General features: G+C 45.2%; 17 protein-coding genes. 10 read left to right on the top strand and 7 right to left on the bottom strand.

All coding sequences use genetic code 11. The features are described 5' to 3' along the window. Positions 1–130 precede the first annotated feature (130 nt). On the top strand, positions 131–1,405 hold the full coding sequence (locus tag AZ46_RS17785) for a lysine N(6)-hydroxylase/L-ornithine N(5)-oxygenase family protein (RefSeq protein ID WP_029285861.1): 1,275 nt from the start codon (positions 131–133) through the stop codon (positions 1,403–1,405). A gap of 48 nt (positions 1,406–1,453) precedes the next feature. On the opposite strand, the gene AZ46_RS17780 is transcribed toward AZ46_RS17785, so the two are convergent. After that, complete coding sequence (locus tag AZ46_RS17780) at positions 1,454–5,662, bottom strand: bifunctional 2',3'-cyclic-nucleotide 2'-phosphodiesterase/3'-nucleotidase (RefSeq protein ID WP_029285863.1); 4,209 nt, start codon at positions 5,660–5,662, stop codon at positions 1,454–1,456. A gap of 310 nt (positions 5,663–5,972) precedes the next feature. Here AZ46_RS17780 and AZ46_RS17775 point away from each other — a divergent pair, with 310 nt between their 5' ends. Then, positions 5,973–6,488, top strand: coding sequence for a type 1 glutamine amidotransferase domain-containing protein (locus AZ46_RS17775; protein WP_029285865.1), 516 nt, complete (start codon positions 5,973–5,975; stop codon positions 6,486–6,488). Between the two features lie 32 nt (positions 6,489–6,520). On the opposite strand, the gene AZ46_RS17770 is transcribed toward AZ46_RS17775, so the two are convergent. Together AZ46_RS17770 and AZ46_RS17765 are read right to left on the bottom strand one after the other, a co-directional pair. Continuing rightward, entirely contained in the window at positions 6,521–6,721 is a 201-nt protein-coding gene (locus AZ46_RS17770; RefSeq protein WP_029285867.1) for a hypothetical protein, read from the bottom strand. Between the two features lie 70 nt (positions 6,722–6,791). Then, the gene (locus AZ46_RS17765) at positions 6,792–7,019 is read right to left on the bottom strand and encodes a DUF1128 domain-containing protein (protein WP_029285869.1); all 228 of its coding nucleotides are present in this window, start codon (positions 7,017–7,019) and stop codon (positions 6,792–6,794) included. Positions 7,020–7,202: 183 nt separating this feature from the next. On the opposite strand from AZ46_RS17765, the gene AZ46_RS17760 reads away from it, so the two are divergent. Genes AZ46_RS17760 through AZ46_RS17750 form a run of 3 tightly spaced genes read left to right on the top strand, consistent with a single transcriptional unit; the run spans position 7,203 to position 8,851 of the window. After that, the gene (locus tag AZ46_RS17760; RefSeq protein WP_029285871.1) at positions 7,203–7,697 is read left to right on the top strand and encodes a low molecular weight protein-tyrosine-phosphatase; all 495 of its coding nucleotides are present in this window, start codon (positions 7,203–7,205) and stop codon (positions 7,695–7,697) included. Further along, positions 7,690–8,016: a YtxH domain-containing protein gene (locus AZ46_RS17755; RefSeq protein ID WP_029285873.1), complete on the top strand. Its 327-nt coding sequence runs from the start codon at positions 7,690–7,692 to the stop codon at positions 8,014–8,016. Before AZ46_RS17760 ends, AZ46_RS17755 begins: the two co-directional genes overlap by 8 nt. A 10-nt stretch (positions 8,017–8,026) precedes the next feature. Further along, positions 8,027–8,851 carry a YihY/virulence factor BrkB family protein gene (locus tag AZ46_RS17750; protein ID WP_412768606.1) on the top strand — a complete coding sequence of 275 codons (825 nt, stop codon included), beginning with the start codon at positions 8,027–8,029 and terminating at the stop codon, positions 8,849–8,851. 390 nt (positions 8,852–9,241) lie between these two features. Here the strand turns inward: AZ46_RS17750 and AZ46_RS17745 are convergent, their stop codons facing one another. Then, a complete protein-coding gene (locus tag AZ46_RS17745) occupies positions 9,242–9,388 on the bottom strand; it encodes a BH0509 family protein (RefSeq protein ID WP_035207669.1) in 147 nt (48 codons plus the stop codon). A gap of 132 nt (positions 9,389–9,520) precedes the next feature. Continuing rightward, positions 9,521–10,687: an MFS transporter gene (locus tag AZ46_RS17740; RefSeq protein WP_029285876.1), complete on the bottom strand. Its 1,167-nt coding sequence runs from the start codon at positions 10,685–10,687 to the stop codon at positions 9,521–9,523. Positions 10,688–10,812: 125 nt separating this feature from the next. Between AZ46_RS17740 and AZ46_RS17735 the strand changes: the two genes are divergently transcribed. Continuing rightward, positions 10,813–11,196, top strand: coding sequence for an OsmC family protein (locus AZ46_RS17735; protein WP_029285878.1), 384 nt, complete (start codon positions 10,813–10,815; stop codon positions 11,194–11,196). A 27-nt stretch (positions 11,197–11,223) separates the two neighbouring features. Here the strand turns inward: AZ46_RS17735 and AZ46_RS17730 are convergent, their stop codons facing one another. Then, the gene (locus AZ46_RS17730) at positions 11,224–11,640 is read right to left on the bottom strand and encodes a pyridoxamine 5'-phosphate oxidase family protein (protein WP_328286786.1); all 417 of its coding nucleotides are present in this window, start codon (positions 11,638–11,640) and stop codon (positions 11,224–11,226) included. 128 nt (positions 11,641–11,768) lie between these two features. Between AZ46_RS17730 and cax the strand changes: the two genes are divergently transcribed. From cax to AZ46_RS17715, 3 genes are all read left to right on the top strand, one after another. After that, the gene (gene cax / locus AZ46_RS17725; protein ID WP_029285881.1) at positions 11,769–12,821 is read left to right on the top strand and encodes a calcium/proton exchanger; all 1,053 of its coding nucleotides are present in this window, start codon (positions 11,769–11,771) and stop codon (positions 12,819–12,821) included. 166 nt (positions 12,822–12,987) lie between these two features. Then, entirely contained in the window at positions 12,988–13,593 is a 606-nt protein-coding gene (locus tag AZ46_RS17720; protein WP_328286785.1) for a YczE/YyaS/YitT family protein, read from the top strand. A 68-nt stretch (positions 13,594–13,661) separates the two neighbouring features. Further along, positions 13,662–14,447 (top strand): YfkD famly protein, encoded by a 786-nt coding sequence (locus tag AZ46_RS17715; protein ID WP_029285885.1) that lies wholly within the window; start codon positions 13,662–13,664, stop codon positions 14,445–14,447. 85 nt (positions 14,448–14,532) lie between these two features. Here AZ46_RS17715 and yfkAB read toward each other — a convergent pair whose 3' ends face one another. Further along, positions 14,533–15,657 (bottom strand): radical SAM/CxCxxxxC motif protein YfkAB, encoded by a 1,125-nt coding sequence (gene yfkAB, locus AZ46_RS17710; RefSeq protein WP_029285887.1) that lies wholly within the window; start codon positions 15,655–15,657, stop codon positions 14,533–14,535. A 141-nt stretch (positions 15,658–15,798) separates the two neighbouring features. Between yfkAB and AZ46_RS17705 the strand changes: the two genes are divergently transcribed. Continuing rightward, positions 15,799–15,990, top strand: a complete 192-nt coding sequence (locus tag AZ46_RS17705; protein WP_029285889.1) for an SE1561 family protein — start codon at positions 15,799–15,801, stop codon at positions 15,988–15,990. The last annotated feature ends 93 nt before the right edge of the window (positions 15,991–16,083 follow it).

Below are 16,083 nucleotides of genomic sequence, written 5' to 3'. Positions count from 1 at the left end.
CACTTATTCGGAAACATAGGACCAATAAAAGAAGAATCCTCTGGTTCACCACAGTCTGCTTAAAACCGATTATTCTGGGGAAAGTAGGGGTATAGATTCAGAAGCGATTATGAGAAAAGCAGGTGAGACAGTGTACGATGTGATCGGGATTGGGATTGGTCCATATAACCTTGGGATGGCGGCCATTTTGGAGGACCTGCCTGAGATTGAAGCGATCTTTTTTGATAAAACGGATGAGTTTATCTGGCATCCCGGCATGCTGATTGAGGGGACGGATCTGCAGGTGCCGTTTCTAGCAGATCTTGTGACGTTCTGCAATCCTAGGAGCAAATATACCTTTATAAACTATCTTCATGTACATAACAGGCTTTATCCTTTTTACTTTTTTAACCGGTTTGATATTCCTAGGAGAGAATACAGTGAATATGCGGCTTGGGCGGCAAAGGAAATCCAGTGCTGCCGGTTCGGTTCATGCGTGACACATGTTGAATACAAAAAAGGGGAAACCCCGCATTATGAAGTGCATGTGGAAAACAAAGAAGGCACTCAGGTTTATCAAACGAGGCACGTGGTCATGGGCACCGGAAGCATCCCGCTGCTGCCGTTTGAGACAGAGCCCGCGGAAGATGTGTTTCATTCATCCGACTATATGTTCAGGCAGGAGTCTTTAAAGAAGAAAAAATCCATCACAGTCATCGGTTCCGGGCAAAGCGCCGCAGAGATTTTTCTGGATCTTCTCCAATCTCAGGATCTGTTTGATTATGAGCTCAGCTGGTTTACGAGATCGGCAGGCTTCACCCAGCTGGAATCGGCCAAGCTCGGGCAGGAGGTATTTTCTCCGGATTTTGTCAGCTATTTTCATGACCTGACGTTTGAGCAAAGAAAAAAAGCGTTGCCTGAGCTTGAACAGCTGCGTAACGGCGTGGACAAAACGACGCTCGTTTCTATCTATGACCTGCTGTATCACCGTTCCATTCATGGAAAAGATGCGCGCGTGAAGATTATGCCGCTGACAGATGTGAAAGATTTAATGGCGGATGGTGAAAAATATGTGCTCAAATGCCATCAGTGGCAAAGCGATACAAGCTTTGATCACACGACAGAAGGAGTCGTATTTGCAACAGGCTTTAAGCCGAATATTCCTGAATGGATAGAGGGAATGAAGGATGAGATCATCTGGGAGGATGAAAAGCTGTTCAAAGTTGAAAAGGATTTCCGGCTTGCCTTTAAGGACGGCAGGAAAGAAGGGATCTACACTCTTACAAACCTTGAACACTCTCACGGGACTGGGGCAACAAACCTTGCGCTTTCGGTTGACCGGAACATGAAAATCATCAATTCAATCCTTGGAAAAGAGCATTTTAAAGATCAGGGCAAAAACGTCTTTCAGCAGTTTATGCCGTAAAAAGAAAGTCCCTCCCCGGACCCGGGAAGGGACTTTTTGCATCTGTGGTTACTTGCTGTTCAGCCTTCTGCGCTGAATGATGTAAAATACGCTTCCTGCAATCAAGATCGCGACACCCGTAAGAAGGATGTTGAATGAACTTGTTGCTGTATGAGGAAGGCCTTTTCCGTTGTTGTTTCCTTTATCAGCGCCTTTTCCAGGGTTTTCTCCGCTGCCCGGATTCTTTCCATTGCCCGGTTTTTCCCCTGGATTTTCGCCGGAGTCAGCTGATTCAAGAACCGTAAATTCGCTGAAGTGGTCTGTATAGCCATATACTGCACCGTCTTCGTAAGATCCTTCAAGCTCAGTCACTTTTTCTTTTTTGCGGTCTACGTAATAGACTCTTGGATTTTCGGCATTTTCAATAAAGAAAGCAAGACCGATTTCGTCTTTGAATTTCTTTACGTTTTTCCCGTCCTGAGTAATCCCGAAATCATAAGTGTCAGTCAGGGCGTCTTCCACTTTTTCTGTTTTTGCAAAAGAAATGATGGTTTCTTTCTCATCCAGATTTGAAAGCGGGATGTCGAGACCGATTGCCTCATTGTTAAAGGACAGGCTTTCTTCTTTTGCTTTTAGAGCGGTGATTTGATCTGCCGTAAATGTCATTTCGACTGCATCAAACTCAGATGTGCCGAAAAGATCGATCAGCACGTCATTTGTGTGCTCGATGTATGGAATAAACGTGTCATCAAACGTAACAAACGCTTTATTATCTTTTACTTCAACCGTTGGCGTGAAGTATTCCATAATGCGGCCTTCAATTTCAGGGTTAACGGATTCTTTCTCCTCTAGCTGCTCAAGGAACACCTCGTAATCTACGAAGAAAAGATCTTCAGCATAAGTTGCTTCTTTAAAGACGTCATATCCATCTCCGCCTGCTCCCATAAAGCCGTTTGTCGCCACTCTGTAAGTCTTGTCAAGCTCAATAGGAGAGTAAGAGCCGTCTTCGTTTTGAACTTCAACGTTCATAATGCGCTCGCCTGCAGGAAGTCCCTTAGAAAAAGCGAACGTGACGCCGGCAACTTGAGGGAACTGTCCTTTGCCCTCTTCAACGGCGCTCACGCCGTGTTCGAGTGCAGCGACAATCTGTTCACCTGTTACATCAAGGACAAACAGCGTATTTCCAAAAGGCATCACGGTCAAAACTTCGCCGAGAGTGATGTCGCCTTCGTTAATGGACTCACGGATTCCTCCGCCGTTTGTGATGGCAAGCTGCGCGCCTTTTGCTTCTTTCGCTTTAGCAAGCATGCCGTCTGCAATCAGGTTTCCGAGGTTAGTCTCTTTTGAACGGACATGTTCGCGTTTACCGTCCAGTACCGTTTTTGTATGTCCGACCACTTTATCTTTAAAGCTGTTGATCTCTTCTTTGTATCCGTCAAGCAGGGCTTTAGCTTCCGGATCTTCTTCGACTGTTTCATCAATCGCAATCAGCTCGACCGCTGATTCTTCAGGGAGTACGACTCCCTCGCCATTAAATGCAACATCAAGCTTACCTAAGAATTTTCCATAATCCTGAACTTGTGCAACGATGGTTGGCGTTTGGTCTTCATCAACTACTTTTAACGTATCCACAAGGGTATGCGTGTGTCCGCCGATGATGACGTCAATGCCTTCCACTTTTTCGGCAAGCTCAAGGTCTTTCTGGTAGCCGAGGTGGGTCAGGGCAATAATCTTGTCAACCTTTTCGTTTTCTTCAATGGTTTTGATAGTCTCTTCAGATGTTTTCACTGCGTCTTTAAAAACGATATTCTCGCCCGGGCTTGAAGCTTCAGGAGTATCTTCTGTCGTCAGTCCGTATACAGCCACTTTTTCGCCGTTTACATCAAGAACGATGTAAGGATAAATCGCGCTTTCTTTTACTGAAGGATAGTCGCTTGGTGATTTAACGAGATCGCTTAATTTCGGTTCCTTGCTTACATCCACGTTCGAGCTGACAATCGGGAATTTGGCTTTTTCAATAAATGCTCTTAAAGTGTCCGGTCCTTTGTCAAACTCATGGTTTCCAAACGTCATGGCATCGTATTGCATCATGTTCATAAACTCAACGTCTGCAAGGCCGTTCCATCTTGTGAAATAGAGATCTCCAGAGAAGACATCGCCTGCATCAAGAAGAATGCTGTTTTCTTCTGCAGCGCGGACTTCTTTTACCTTTGTCACGCGGCGGGCCGCATCGTCAAGGTGAGCATGCGTGTCATTCGTATGCATGACCGTCAGTTTCCAGCTGTCTGACGGAGGAGGCGTGGTGCCGACTTTTAAATCGATTGTATATTTGGCAAACCCGTCGGCTGCTTCACCCGCATAACGGATATTCGGAGTTTCTTCAGCAAGGTCTTTTGCAGCAGGCGTTGAAGTAAATACAGCCTGTGCATTGCCTTCTACAGGCGCAATCGACCAGTTGCCGTCGGCAGAAGGGTTGATTGTTTTTTCTTCTGAAATGTAATTCATCAGAGCCTGGCGGTTTTCGTCTGCAGAAACGTAGGCAATGTTTTCAGCCTTCATGTTCGGGAAGCCGCCTCCGCCTGAAGCGCGGTAGTTATTTGTGACAATTAAAAATTCCTGCTCCGGATTTACATCTTTGCCATCATATTTGAAGTTGATGATTCTTCCTGAATCCGGATTGACAATTTTTCCATCCGCATTGTATTTAGCAGGTTTTGTCACATCAATCTGATACGTGACACCATCGATCACGTCAAAATTGTACGATCTGAAGTTCGTGTCTAAAAGAGGCTGTTCGCCTTCTTTTGCAGGATCAATCTGGTTGAACTGTCCGGCTGACATTTCAAGCCATTCCTTTACTTGTGATCCTTTAAGCTTAACAATCTGTACCGTATTGTCGTAGAGATAGAGGTCGCCGATGTTCTTAATGGCGAGACTTCCTTTTGCAATATTCGTGTAGTAGTCAACGCCGTTTCGGCCGCCTGATTTAAAAGGTGCAGCTGCTGAGAGAATCGGCAGGTTCTGAAGGGCCGGATTCTGCTCGGCAACCTTTTTGGCATACCACATTTGGGCATCGTTGACGATTTGCACAGACGGGTCGTCCTGGACAAGCGCAAAGAAGCTGTTAATCGGAGCTTCGGTTGTTCCGACCGGCTTTCTTACGTATTCAAGCGTTTTTTCGTGAACATCTTTAATGGATGAGGCAATCGTTTGGTCTTTTGCTGTGACCGTAGTGATCGGCACGGCCTTTGACTGTGAGTCTGCTACTGACCAGTCGCCGTTTTGCTCAGTCAGCTTCAGGTCGATGACCCCTAAATGACTGCCCCAGTTTTTCGGCATGACAACAGGCACGCCGTTCACCGTTCCTTTTACATTATCAATGGAAGCGATGCCGTCATATTTTTTGTCGCCGGGGAAGATGCCGTGCTGATGGCCTGATACGATGGCGTCAATGTCTTTCACTTCTTTAGCCAGGTCGAACACCATGTTTTCAGAGCCTGCAGAGCTTGAAGCTGTTTCAATCCCGGAGTGAGCCATGACAACGATCAGGTCTGCGCCCTGGGCTTTCATTTCAGGAATGACTTTGTTTGCTGTATCGACAATATCCTTCGTCACAACTTTTCCTTCAAGGTGCTTTTTGTCCCATACGTTTATTTGCGGCGGAACAAAGCCTGTGTAGCCAATCTTGACAAGATGTTTATTGCCGTTTGCATCGATCAGTTCTTTTTCCTGGATATCGTACTGCTTAAAATACGGCTCATTTGTTGCAGCATCGTAAACGTTCGCGCTTACTACAGGAAAATTCGTATTCTTAAGCGATCCTTTCAGATACTCAAGACCGTAGTTGAATTCATGATTTCCGAGTGTCCCCGCATCATAGTCAAGTGTGCCAAGTGCATCGAATATCGGATTTGTTTTCGTGCCGGCCGCAATCTCTGCGCCAAGGTTTTTGAAAACATATTCCCCGAGCGGATTTCCCTGGATCAGATCTCCGTTATCGACAAGGATGCTGTTTTTGGCAGAGCTTCTGTACTGATCAATCAGGACTGCTGTTCTGGCGAGCCCGTACGAAGCTGTTTCTTTATCAGAATAATAGTCATAATCCATAATGTGTGCGTGAATATCAGTTGTTTCAATCAGGCGAAGATCGACTGCAGCCGTTACCTCGGCTGAAGCTTTTGGGGCAGAAAAAGGAAGAATACTTAAAAAAACAAGAGAAGCAGCAAATGAGTGCAGGAATTTCTTACTGACTGTTTTCGGTTTACTTTTCACAAACATCCACCTTTCGGAAATTTTCGCAACAGTTAAATTTTATAAATAATCTGTCTATAATGCTATGAGTATTTTGTCTAATATTGTTAAAAAATCGTAAATGATAGGAGAACAAAAGATTTACAATTGGCAAAGTTTTGTAGGAGGATGGACCTGTTTGAAGAGGGGATGACCGTATTTTTCAAAAGAAGGCAGGTCATTAGTCTTAGACGCGGAGATGATTCTGCTCCATCAATCGACAAAAGCATCGTGTGTTTTATTTTTGGGGCAAAAGGGTAATTTATACATTGTCAATCAAATAGGAGGGTTCTAATCGATGAGTAAAAAAATCGCAGTAGTTATGACCGATCATTTTGAGGACTCTGAATACACAGATCCTGCAAAAGCGTTCAAAGAAGCAGGACATTCGCTGACAGTTATTGAGAATGAAAAAGGAAAAACCGTTAAAGGGAAACAGGGACAGGAATCTGTCAAGGTGGATGCGTCCATTGATGACGTAAAGCCGGAAGACTTTGATGCACTGTTCATTCCAGGAGGCTTCTCGCCGGATATCCTCCGCGCAGACGATAAATTTGTAACGTTCGCCAAAGCGTTCATGGATGAGAAAAAGCCGGTGTTTGCCATCTGCCACGGCCCGCAGCTTCTCATTACAGCAGAGACGCTTAACGGACGCGATGCAACAGGCTACACGTCGATTGCCGTTGATCTTAAAAATGCAGGTGCAAACTTCCATGACAAAGAGGTTGTCGTTTGCGGCAATCAGCTTGTCACAAGCCGTACGCCGGATGATCTGCCGGCATTCACACGTGAATCGCTTACCCTTTTAAAATAAAAAAAAGAGCCCGGGCGTAAAAACGCACCGGGTTACTTCTTGTCTTCAGCTTCCTCTTTTTCAGGCGGATCTTCTTCAGCATTTTCTTCCGAATTCTCCGCTTCAGGCAGCGGATCAATCGTGACAGCATCCTCTGTATGAATAGCCGATTTTAAGGCGTAAATGACAAAAACGATACAGACGACCAATAATAAGAACAGCACAAGTGTTGCAAACCACCACATTACAGCCATGATTTCAGCCCCCTTTTTACACATATATGCAAAAGGGGACTGGCTTTAGAATCTTTTTCTTTGCCGGAGCTTATACTTTGCGGAGGTTGCCTAGCTCTTCAACGATCGCCTGCATTTCATTAGGCGAGAACGTGTTCTTTTTCATCACATGATCATAAATGTCTTTCAGTTCTTCATACATTTCCTCGTCAAAATGAGAAGGCTTGATGGCGCCGATATTGATGACGCGAAGCTTTTCTTTAATTTGCTCAATCATAAATTCTACGTTTTCAACCGATTTTTCAGACAGATTATTCAAACGGATTCATCCTTTCAGCTTGCCAATGTAAGTATGATTTATTGTAACATGTTTTATATGGATGAAAGATGCTAATTCTTGAATCACTTATGAAAGAATAGAGAAAAGTACCATAAAGGCGGCATGTACTCTCATACATATAAAATAACGTGCGGTTTATGGACATCACCCGGGAGGATATTGATGATTAAAGTAGTATTTGTTTGTTTAGGGAATATATGCCGTTCGCCGATGGCAGAAGGCATCATGAGACATTTGATTGAAAAAGAGGGCTTGAGCGGGCTTATTTCCGCTGATTCCGCAGGGACCGGGAACTGGCACATCGGGAAGGGGCCCCACGAAGGCACGAGGCGGATGCTTGAAGAGAATCAGATCAGCTTTGAAGGAATCACTGCAAGACAGGTTTCAATGGGAGACTTAACAGATAGTGATTATATTATCGCAATGGATAATGAAAATCTTGGTTTTCTCAGAAGGCTTGCCGGTTATTCAAAGACGGGATACGTCGGCCGTTTAATGGATTTTGTGCCGGACTCTGATATTGCGGATGTGCCGGACCCGTATTACACAGACAATTTTGAAGAAGTTTATGACATGGTGTATAACGGCTGCAGGCTTTTGTTAAACCGGATTATGGAAGATCATCATTTAAAAGAAGCGGGGGATATTGATGAGTGAATCAAACAGTTTGTTTTTAAAAGGTGTTTTTGCAGGTGCGGCAATCGGAGGAGCCATCACTCTTTTGCACAAGCCGACAAGAGATCAGTTTGTCCGGCAGGGAATCGCGCTGAAGGATAAAACAGCTGTCTACATTGAAAACCCGTCGCTCCTCACTGAAGAGATTAAAGAGCAGATTGACAAGGCGAGGGCCGTTGTTCAGGAAGCGAAAGACGATATTGATTTTATTAATGAAAAAATCAATGAACTGAAGGAAACAACTCCGCAGGTACTCGAAATGATTGAAGAGACAAAAGAAAGGTTTCTGACGGATAAATAAGCGGAGGAGCGTGCAGCATGTGAAGGAATCCATCATCAGAAGTCTGATCAGGCGTTTTTCAAAAGACGAGCTGATTGGGCTCTCAGCAGAGCTTGCGTACTTTTTTCTGCTGTCTCTCTTTCCGTTTTTAATCTTTTTAATTACATTGATTGCTTTTTTGCCTTTGTCCCAGGATGATTTGCTGAATTTCCTCGCGCAGTATGCACCGGGGGAATCAATCAAACTGATTGAGAGAACACTGACTGAAATTGTGGCTGGATCAAGCGGGGGGTTGCTCTCCTTTGGAATTCTGGCAACCCTTTGGTCGGCGTCAAATGGCATCAATGCCATCGTCCGCGCATTCAACCGTGCTTATGAAGTAGAAGAAAGCAGGTCATTCATCGTGGCACGGGGGATGGCAGTTTTACTTACGATTGCAATGGTATTTGTCATACTAGTTGCGCTTTTGCTGCCTGTTTTCGGAAAAGAGCTCGGTGTTTTTCTGTTTTCCGCATTTGGACTGTCAGATGCCTTTCTGGCGTTTTGGAACATGGCAAGATGGCTTGTGAGTGCCGTCATTCTGTTCATCGTGTTTACCGCCCTGTACTTTTTTGCGCCGAATAAACGGCTGCATATCAAGGATGTTTTTCCGGGTGCTGTCTTTGCAACAGTTGGATGGGCTGCAGCATCGTTTGCTTTCTCATACTACGTTTCAAGCTTCGGGAACTACAGCGCCGCTTACGGGAGCTTAGGCGGGATCATCGTCCTGATGAGCTGGTTTTACTTGTCCGGCATGATCATCATGCTTGGCGGTGAGCTGAATGCGGTTCTTTATGCGCGGAAAAAACAAACGTAGCTTTCCAGTGATTGTGACTCATACTCACCGGCTGTCAGTGAGACAGTAATGGAGAAGACCCAGGTCTTCAAACTATAGCCGGGATGGTGACCAATCATGACAAAGCATACAAAAAAGGGCGGAAGCCACACAAAACAAAGCTCGAAAAGCAAGCCGCAGAACAAGACAAGCGGAAGTGCCAACGGGCAGAACGGCTACCATTAAACATAAAAAAGCAAACCGCTTGGGGCGGTTTGCTTTTTTGGTGTGTTTTTGATTTCCTGTAACTGGATAATTTCTAGTAATTTGATGAAATTGGCAAGTATTTAAATGCATTTTTCAAGTAAACCGTGTGAAATGGCAAGTAAAAGGCTGAAAGCGGCAAGTAAGTAATGACTCTTCCTGTTTTCGTTATTCAGACCATTGAATGTAAGAGTGATAAGCCGAAGTGTAGATATGCTCGATGTCCTCATCTGTCATGTACATAAGCGTTTCTGACTCGATATCCTTCATTTTAGCGATAAACTCGATCATATTTTTGCGTTCCTGTCTTTTCATGTTAATCATCCTCCTGGTTTTGTTTGTTATGATACAGTTTGTATTTGTTAATTCTATTATATAACAGATAATTCAAAATGTTCAACCTATATTTTAAAAAAACCGCCAATTTTTTTAGATTGGCGGTTGTCATTATGAGTTTGCGTTTACCGGTTCAAGTTTCTTCTGCCTGTAAAAAGCGAGTGTAATAAAAATAAGAAGCAGGATAAAGCTGACGACGTGCAGGAAATTGGCTGAATCCACGGCTTCGATGTAGAGTCCGCCAAGGAACGGGCCTGATATGCTGCCGATGCTGAAGAAGATTCCGCAGAGCAGATTGCCCGCCGGCAAAAGGTTTTTAGGCAGAAGGTCAGCCATGAAGCTGATGCCGAGAGAAAACGTCGATCCGACCATCATGCCTGCTGTGAAAAAGCAGATCATAAGCGGGACAAGGGTTTCCGCAAAGCTTGCTGCCATAAATGCAGCGAAGCCGGAGAGCATGACAAACAAAAGGGTGTTTCTTCTGCCGTACCGGTCACTGATGATGCCAAGCGGCAGCTGAAAAAGAATGGCGCCGACGGCGAATGAAGTCAGGATAATAGAGACAGATGCGACATCAATGCCAGTTCTGAGAGCATAAACAGGGTAGTTTCCGTTCAGGGAAGCTTCAAGAAATCCGTATCCGAAAGTCGGAAGGAAGGCAACCCAAGCAAGACGCGATGCTTTGGCAAACCGCTTTGCTGTTCCAAAGAAAGAGGTGGACCCTGTATCATGTTCAGGAAAGTCGTTTCTAAGGAAAAACACGAATGCCCAGGCAATCAGACTGATGCTGCCTGATACGATGAACGGCAGGGACGTATTGATTTCTGCCAAAGGGACCATAAGCGGTCCGGCTGCAAATCCAAGTCCGAAAAACAGACCGTAGAGCGAAATGTTCCGTCCTCTCCGCTCTTCAGATGAAATCGATGTAATCCATGTCTGGGTGGAGAAATGGAGCATGTGGTCTCCAACGCCAATTAAAAGCCTCAGCAAAAACCAGAACCAGAAGGATTGAAACCATAAAAAGCCGAACAGGCTCAGCGCCACCATGAGTCCGCCGACTAGGATCAGCGGCTTAAAACCGAATTTTTTCAGCGGGCCTTCCATGAACGGGGACGCAAGCAGAACCCCAATATAAAGTCCCGTTGCATGAAGTCCGTTTACAGAAGAGGAATATCCTTCTTTTTCAAAAATAACGGCAATCAGGGGCAGAAGCATACCCTGGGAAAAGCCTGAGATGGCAACAATGCTGACTAAAATCGCAAATTTGAATTTTGACATGAACATGACTCCTAACTTGATTTTCCATCCTGAATGTTACACGCATCTACCCTTACAGACAAGCACATTTCTTTTTTCCTTAGGGAAGATTCAGGTATGATGGCAAAAAAGAGAGGATGATTCAAATGGAATTTAAAATGAGGGAAGTTGGCTTTTCTGCTGATTTTGAATACGGGGAACTGCATGTTGCAGGGAACGAAGAATACGGATTCCGTCCGTATCAGCTGATGGTCTCATCCATTGCTGTCTGCAGCGGAGGAGTCTTACGCGGAATTCTTGAGAAGAAAAGGCTTGAGGTTGAGGATATAACAATTCAGGCATCCGTGAAACGAAATGAAGAGGAAGCGAACCGCATTGAGAGCATTGCCATTCATTACGTCATCACAGGAAATGATTTAAAGGAAGAAAAAGTGGATGGGGCCGTGAAGCTTGCAAGAAAAAACTGCCCGATGGTGCGCTCTGTTGAGGGGAGCATTGAGATCACCGAAACATTTGAAATCAAAAACTAAGACCGTGCACAAGCTCGGTCTTTTTGCTTACATTTTAATGACTTCAGGCTCACTTCCAGCCTTTTGATAATACCTGATCGAGGAAGGCTGAATCTTCAGCAGCACATAATTCGGATCATCCGGTCCTGAAATCCACTCTTTCAAATCCTCCTGCCAGAATTTCTTTTTCAATTCGGCAGATTCTTCAAAAGATGCTGTTCCCTCAACTTCTGCGTATTCATTGTTCCAACCGCTGCCTTCAAGCCCCAGGAGAACATGGACATTCGGATTGCTTTCAATGTCATCTGCTTTATGCGTTTCTTTATTGGTTGCCGTGTATAACGTCAGATCTTCGTGGAAAAACAGCATGAATCTCGAGAATGGCTTGTTCTCGCGAATGGTCGCAAGTGTTCCGATTTTATGGTCTTTGAGCATCTGCTGGACTCTTTGTTTTGTATCGCTCATCATCATCCACTCCTTTCATATCTATCATTAATCTGCATCAATTTACCCGTTTCATACGCAGGAAAAGGGTGTGGTTTATTTTTTTGCAAAATAGAGAAAGAATAAGACATAGAAAGGGTGGGATATGAGTGAATCGAATCTTTTTCATCGTCGTTTTGGCCGGTGTGCCGCTTTCAGTGATCGGAAGACTGCTTCACTGGCCTGAAGTGATCATGTTTGCCGTATACTGCCTGACGATTATTGCTCTTGCAGGCTATATGGGGCGGGCAACGGAGAGTCTTGCTGTTGTGGCGGGCCCGAGAGTCGGGGGGCTGCTTAATGCTACGTTTGGAAATGCCGTTGAGCTGATCATTTCAATATTTGCCTTAAAGGCTGGTCTAATCGGGGTTGTGCTGGCATCCCTTACTGGCTCAGTACTTGGGAACCTGCTGCTTGTCGCCGGTCTTTCTTTTTTTGTTGGAGGGTTAAAATACAAACGGCAGGAGTTCAGCGTGTATGATGCGAGGCATAATTCAGGGCTGCTGATCTTTGCAGTCGTTGTCGCTTTTGTCATTCCGGAAATTTTTTCGATGGACATGGACGAGACAAAGACGTTAAACTTGAGCATAGGAATATCTGTCATTTTAATTCTTTTATATCTTGCCGCGCTGTTCTTTAAGCTTGTGACCCACCGCGGTGTTTATAAGCATGAGACTGACGAAGCCGGACATGACGAAGAAGCGGAATGGTCGGCGAAAAAGGCGCTGCTGATTCTCCTGCTTGCAACCGCTGCTGTTGCCTATGTGTCTGAAAGCCTTGTACATACATTTGAAGCAGTGGGAGAGAGATTCGGCTGGAGCGAATTGTTTATCGGGGTCATCATCGTAGCCATCGTCGGAAATGCTGCAGAGCATGCTTCCGCGATCATTATGGCTTATAAAAATAAAATGAATGTTGCAGTCGAAATTGCGGTCGGGTCAACGCTTCAGGTGGCCATGTTCGTGGCGCCTGTTCTCGTCCTGATTTCACTGCTGTTTACAAAGAAAATGCCTCTTGTCTTTACAGTGCCGGAACTGATCTCCATGATTACAGCTGTTCTTCTGACGATATCAATCACCAATGACGGTGATACGAACTGGTTTGAAGGGGCGACGCTGCTTGCAGCTTACCTGATTATGGGCATCGGGTTTTATCTTCTGTAAAAAAAGAGACTCTGTGCAGACAGCACAGAGTCTTTTATGTGTAGGACGAAACAATTTGTAACGATTACCTCTAAGGTAACATATTGGTTAAACTTTGTAAATATTCAGTTATTTAGAGTGGCTGCGTGGACATACATATAGAACATAAAGGAGTTGGGGGAACATGATGTTTCGGTTGATTTTTTTCGCGGCCGGTCTATTTATTCTGGCCTTTGGGGTGACATTAACGATTAAAGCAAACCTTGGCGCCGGCGCCTGGGATGCGCTGAATGTAGGACTGACAGATCAAATTGGCCTTACGGTGGGAAGCTGGATCTTCATCGTCGGCATTCTGATTATTATCCTTAATGCTCTGATCATGCGGGAGACTCCTAAAGTTCTTGGCATCATCACGATTTTGCTGATCGGCTTTTTCGTCGATTTCTGGATGCTGCGCGTTTTCCAGGATTTTGAGATGCAGAGCTTTGCAGGCAGAGCGGGTATCCTGCTCTCAGGAATTTTACTGATCGCGATTGGCGTTTCCATCTATCTTCAAACGAATTTCCCGGCTAATCCGATTGATCAGCTCATGCTCACACTGCACGAGAGATTCGGGCTCAGCCTGATGGCGGCAAAAACGATCGGTGAAGTAGCTGCTTTGCTGCTTGCCCTCCTGTTCGCGGGACCGATCGGCCTTGGCACCATCATTATTACATTTGCAATCGGACCGCTTATTCAGCTCTGCAATCCAAGGGTACATGCGGTGCTTGGAAAATGGATCGCAAAAACGTAATGAAAGTGTGGATAAAGACATAAGGGCTTGAAAACAATAAGGGAAAGCAACCGAAAGGGGTTTAAGAAATGAGAAAATGGATGCTCGTTTCAATGGCTTTGCTCTTATCAATCAGTTTTTCAGGCTCTGTGTCTGCAGCACCGAAAGCAAAAGTCCCGAGTTCGGTTTTGGATATCTCAAAAGAAAACACGTATCCGAACCCCACTCAGGACCTTCCGTATCTGCAACCTAGCGAGTTTACACAAGGGTTAATCGATACATCAAAAATAGCGATTGAAAATCCGAATCTGATTCGTCTCTTAAACGAATCATCAATTCCGGACAATAAGCTTGCAATCGGCTACAGAGCAACAATTTTTCTCGGCCAGTGGGCACTGAACTATGAGTCGTCCGAAACAGCAGTAAACTGGGAATACCAAAAGATCAACACAAACTTTTTCGACAACAGGGGCGGAAAAGCAGCCGTTCAGATCCATTACAAGCAGGAATCTCAAAAGCAGGTCAAAGGCGGACTGACAGCGCGGATCCCGAACGAAGAAGATGTGAAAAAAATGATGCTGTTAAAAGCCATGAAGAAAACAAATCTTCCACTGTCTTTTCAAACCATCATCGGGACAGGCTCGAAAAAAGACCAGGTCTATAATGTCCCGGTTAAGCGCCTTGGGTATTTAAACGCCTACGCACCTGCCGTCAGTGAAAAAGGCAAGGTGACTTACGGCGAAGTGTACTTAGTGCTGAAAGGCAGCAAGCGCAAAATCGTTGTCCAAAACGTAACATCACAGGGAATTGGAGCCTGGATTCCTGTACAGGATCACGCTTCCTTCGGATTTACCGTTTCTGAACAGCCACGATAAAAAGCGAGCCATTTGAAATGCACCCCAAATGTTAGACACACAATCTAACATTTGGAGGTGCATTTTTGTGGCTCGCTTTTTGGGTTTAAATCACTGATTTTCTCGTCATGAAATCTACATCAGGGTAGTAGGCGTTTTTAACAAGCAGGTTAGGTCCAAGACAGGATACGGCCGGGCAGTGGCAGTTCAGACCGCGCGCAAGCTCTGTATCATTCCAGCGGTCGTAGGCAGACTGGAGGGTGTCGCGCTGAATGTTCCCAAGCTCAGGCGTATCCCCGAAATCCGTCACAATGATATCGCCGTTAAAAATGTTGACATTCAGTCTTGAACGGCCGTCGGGATCATTCCTTACTGTCACGTTTTTGGAAGCGCGAAGCCTTTTAATCAGTTCTGTATCCTCAACATTCGTGCTGCACGCGTAAAACGGCAGCGTGCCGAACAGCATCCAGACATCCTCGTTCCGAATATCAAGCAGGTGATGAATGGCAGCTCTCGTTTCTTCGAGAGACAGCGTTTCGAGCGTGCTGGCAAAGTCAGATGGGTACATAGGGTGCACCTCATGCCGCTGGCACTTCATATCCTCCGTAATCTGCTTATGTATCTTTTCCATATGAGGAAGCGTCCGCTTGTTCAGCATCGTTTCTGCCGAGACCATGATGCCGGCATCAACAAGCGCCCGGCTGTTTTCAACAATCCGGTCAAAATACGCCGTGCGCTGCGCGTAAGATGGCTTTTTCTCCATCATCGCAAAGCCGCCTTCGGCAAAATCATCGAGTGTTCCCCAGTTATGGGAGATATGCAGCACATCAAGGTACGGGGCAATCTTTTCATACCTGGCCAGATCAAGCGTCAAATTCGAATTTATTTGCGTACGCACCCCGCGTTCCCGGGCATACTTTAAAAGAGGAAGCACATACTGATCAACGGATTTTCTTGAAAGCATCGGTTCTCCGCCTGTAATACTGATCGAACGGAGCGTCTCAACCTCTTCAAGCCGTTTCAAGATAAGCTCGATCGGAAGTGCCTGGGGATCCTTTGGAGAAAGGGTGTATCCCACGGCGCAATGCTCACACCGCATATTGCAAAGTGTCGTCGTTGTAAACTCCACGTTTGTAAGGGTCATTTTTCCATATTGTTTAACATCTAAATAAGCCTCCCACGGGTCGTGAGAAGGGGTGATAGGCAGCAGATTCACAGCTGATGCATTCATTCATAAAACTCCTTTTTCAAGTTCACATAAAGAACATTCTAACATGAACCCGTCAGTTTGGAACACCTCGCGTTCAGGAGCGGTTGTCAAAGTTCCCTGAATGAGCTACGATAACTGTAACAGTGAAAGGAGAGATACATCTTGGGCAACGCCGTTCATGATAAAGACTCACAACTACAATATTTAAAATCACGGCTGAATATGTTCATGAATGTGATTGATTCCATGGATCCCGAATCAACCGACCTTGAAGATATCGACCGTTTAATAAACATGCTGGATGAACTTGAAATCAAGCAGGAGCAGTTTAAAAAAGACTGGAACAAAGAATAGATGACGCGAGGGCACCCGATGAGGGTGTTCTTTTTGTTTTGCTTTTTTAGCTGGCTCCCCGATAAGTGCCATCAACCAAACGAAATTGTCTGT

The sequence above is a fragment of the Metabacillus indicus LMG 22858 genome, from assembly GCF_000708755.2.
Classification (GTDB): domain Bacteria; phylum Bacillota; class Bacilli; order Bacillales; family Bacillaceae; genus Bacillus_P; species Bacillus_P indicus.
The sequence above is the reverse complement of the archived record's forward strand: the minus strand, read 5'-3'. Positions and strand labels throughout refer to the sequence as shown.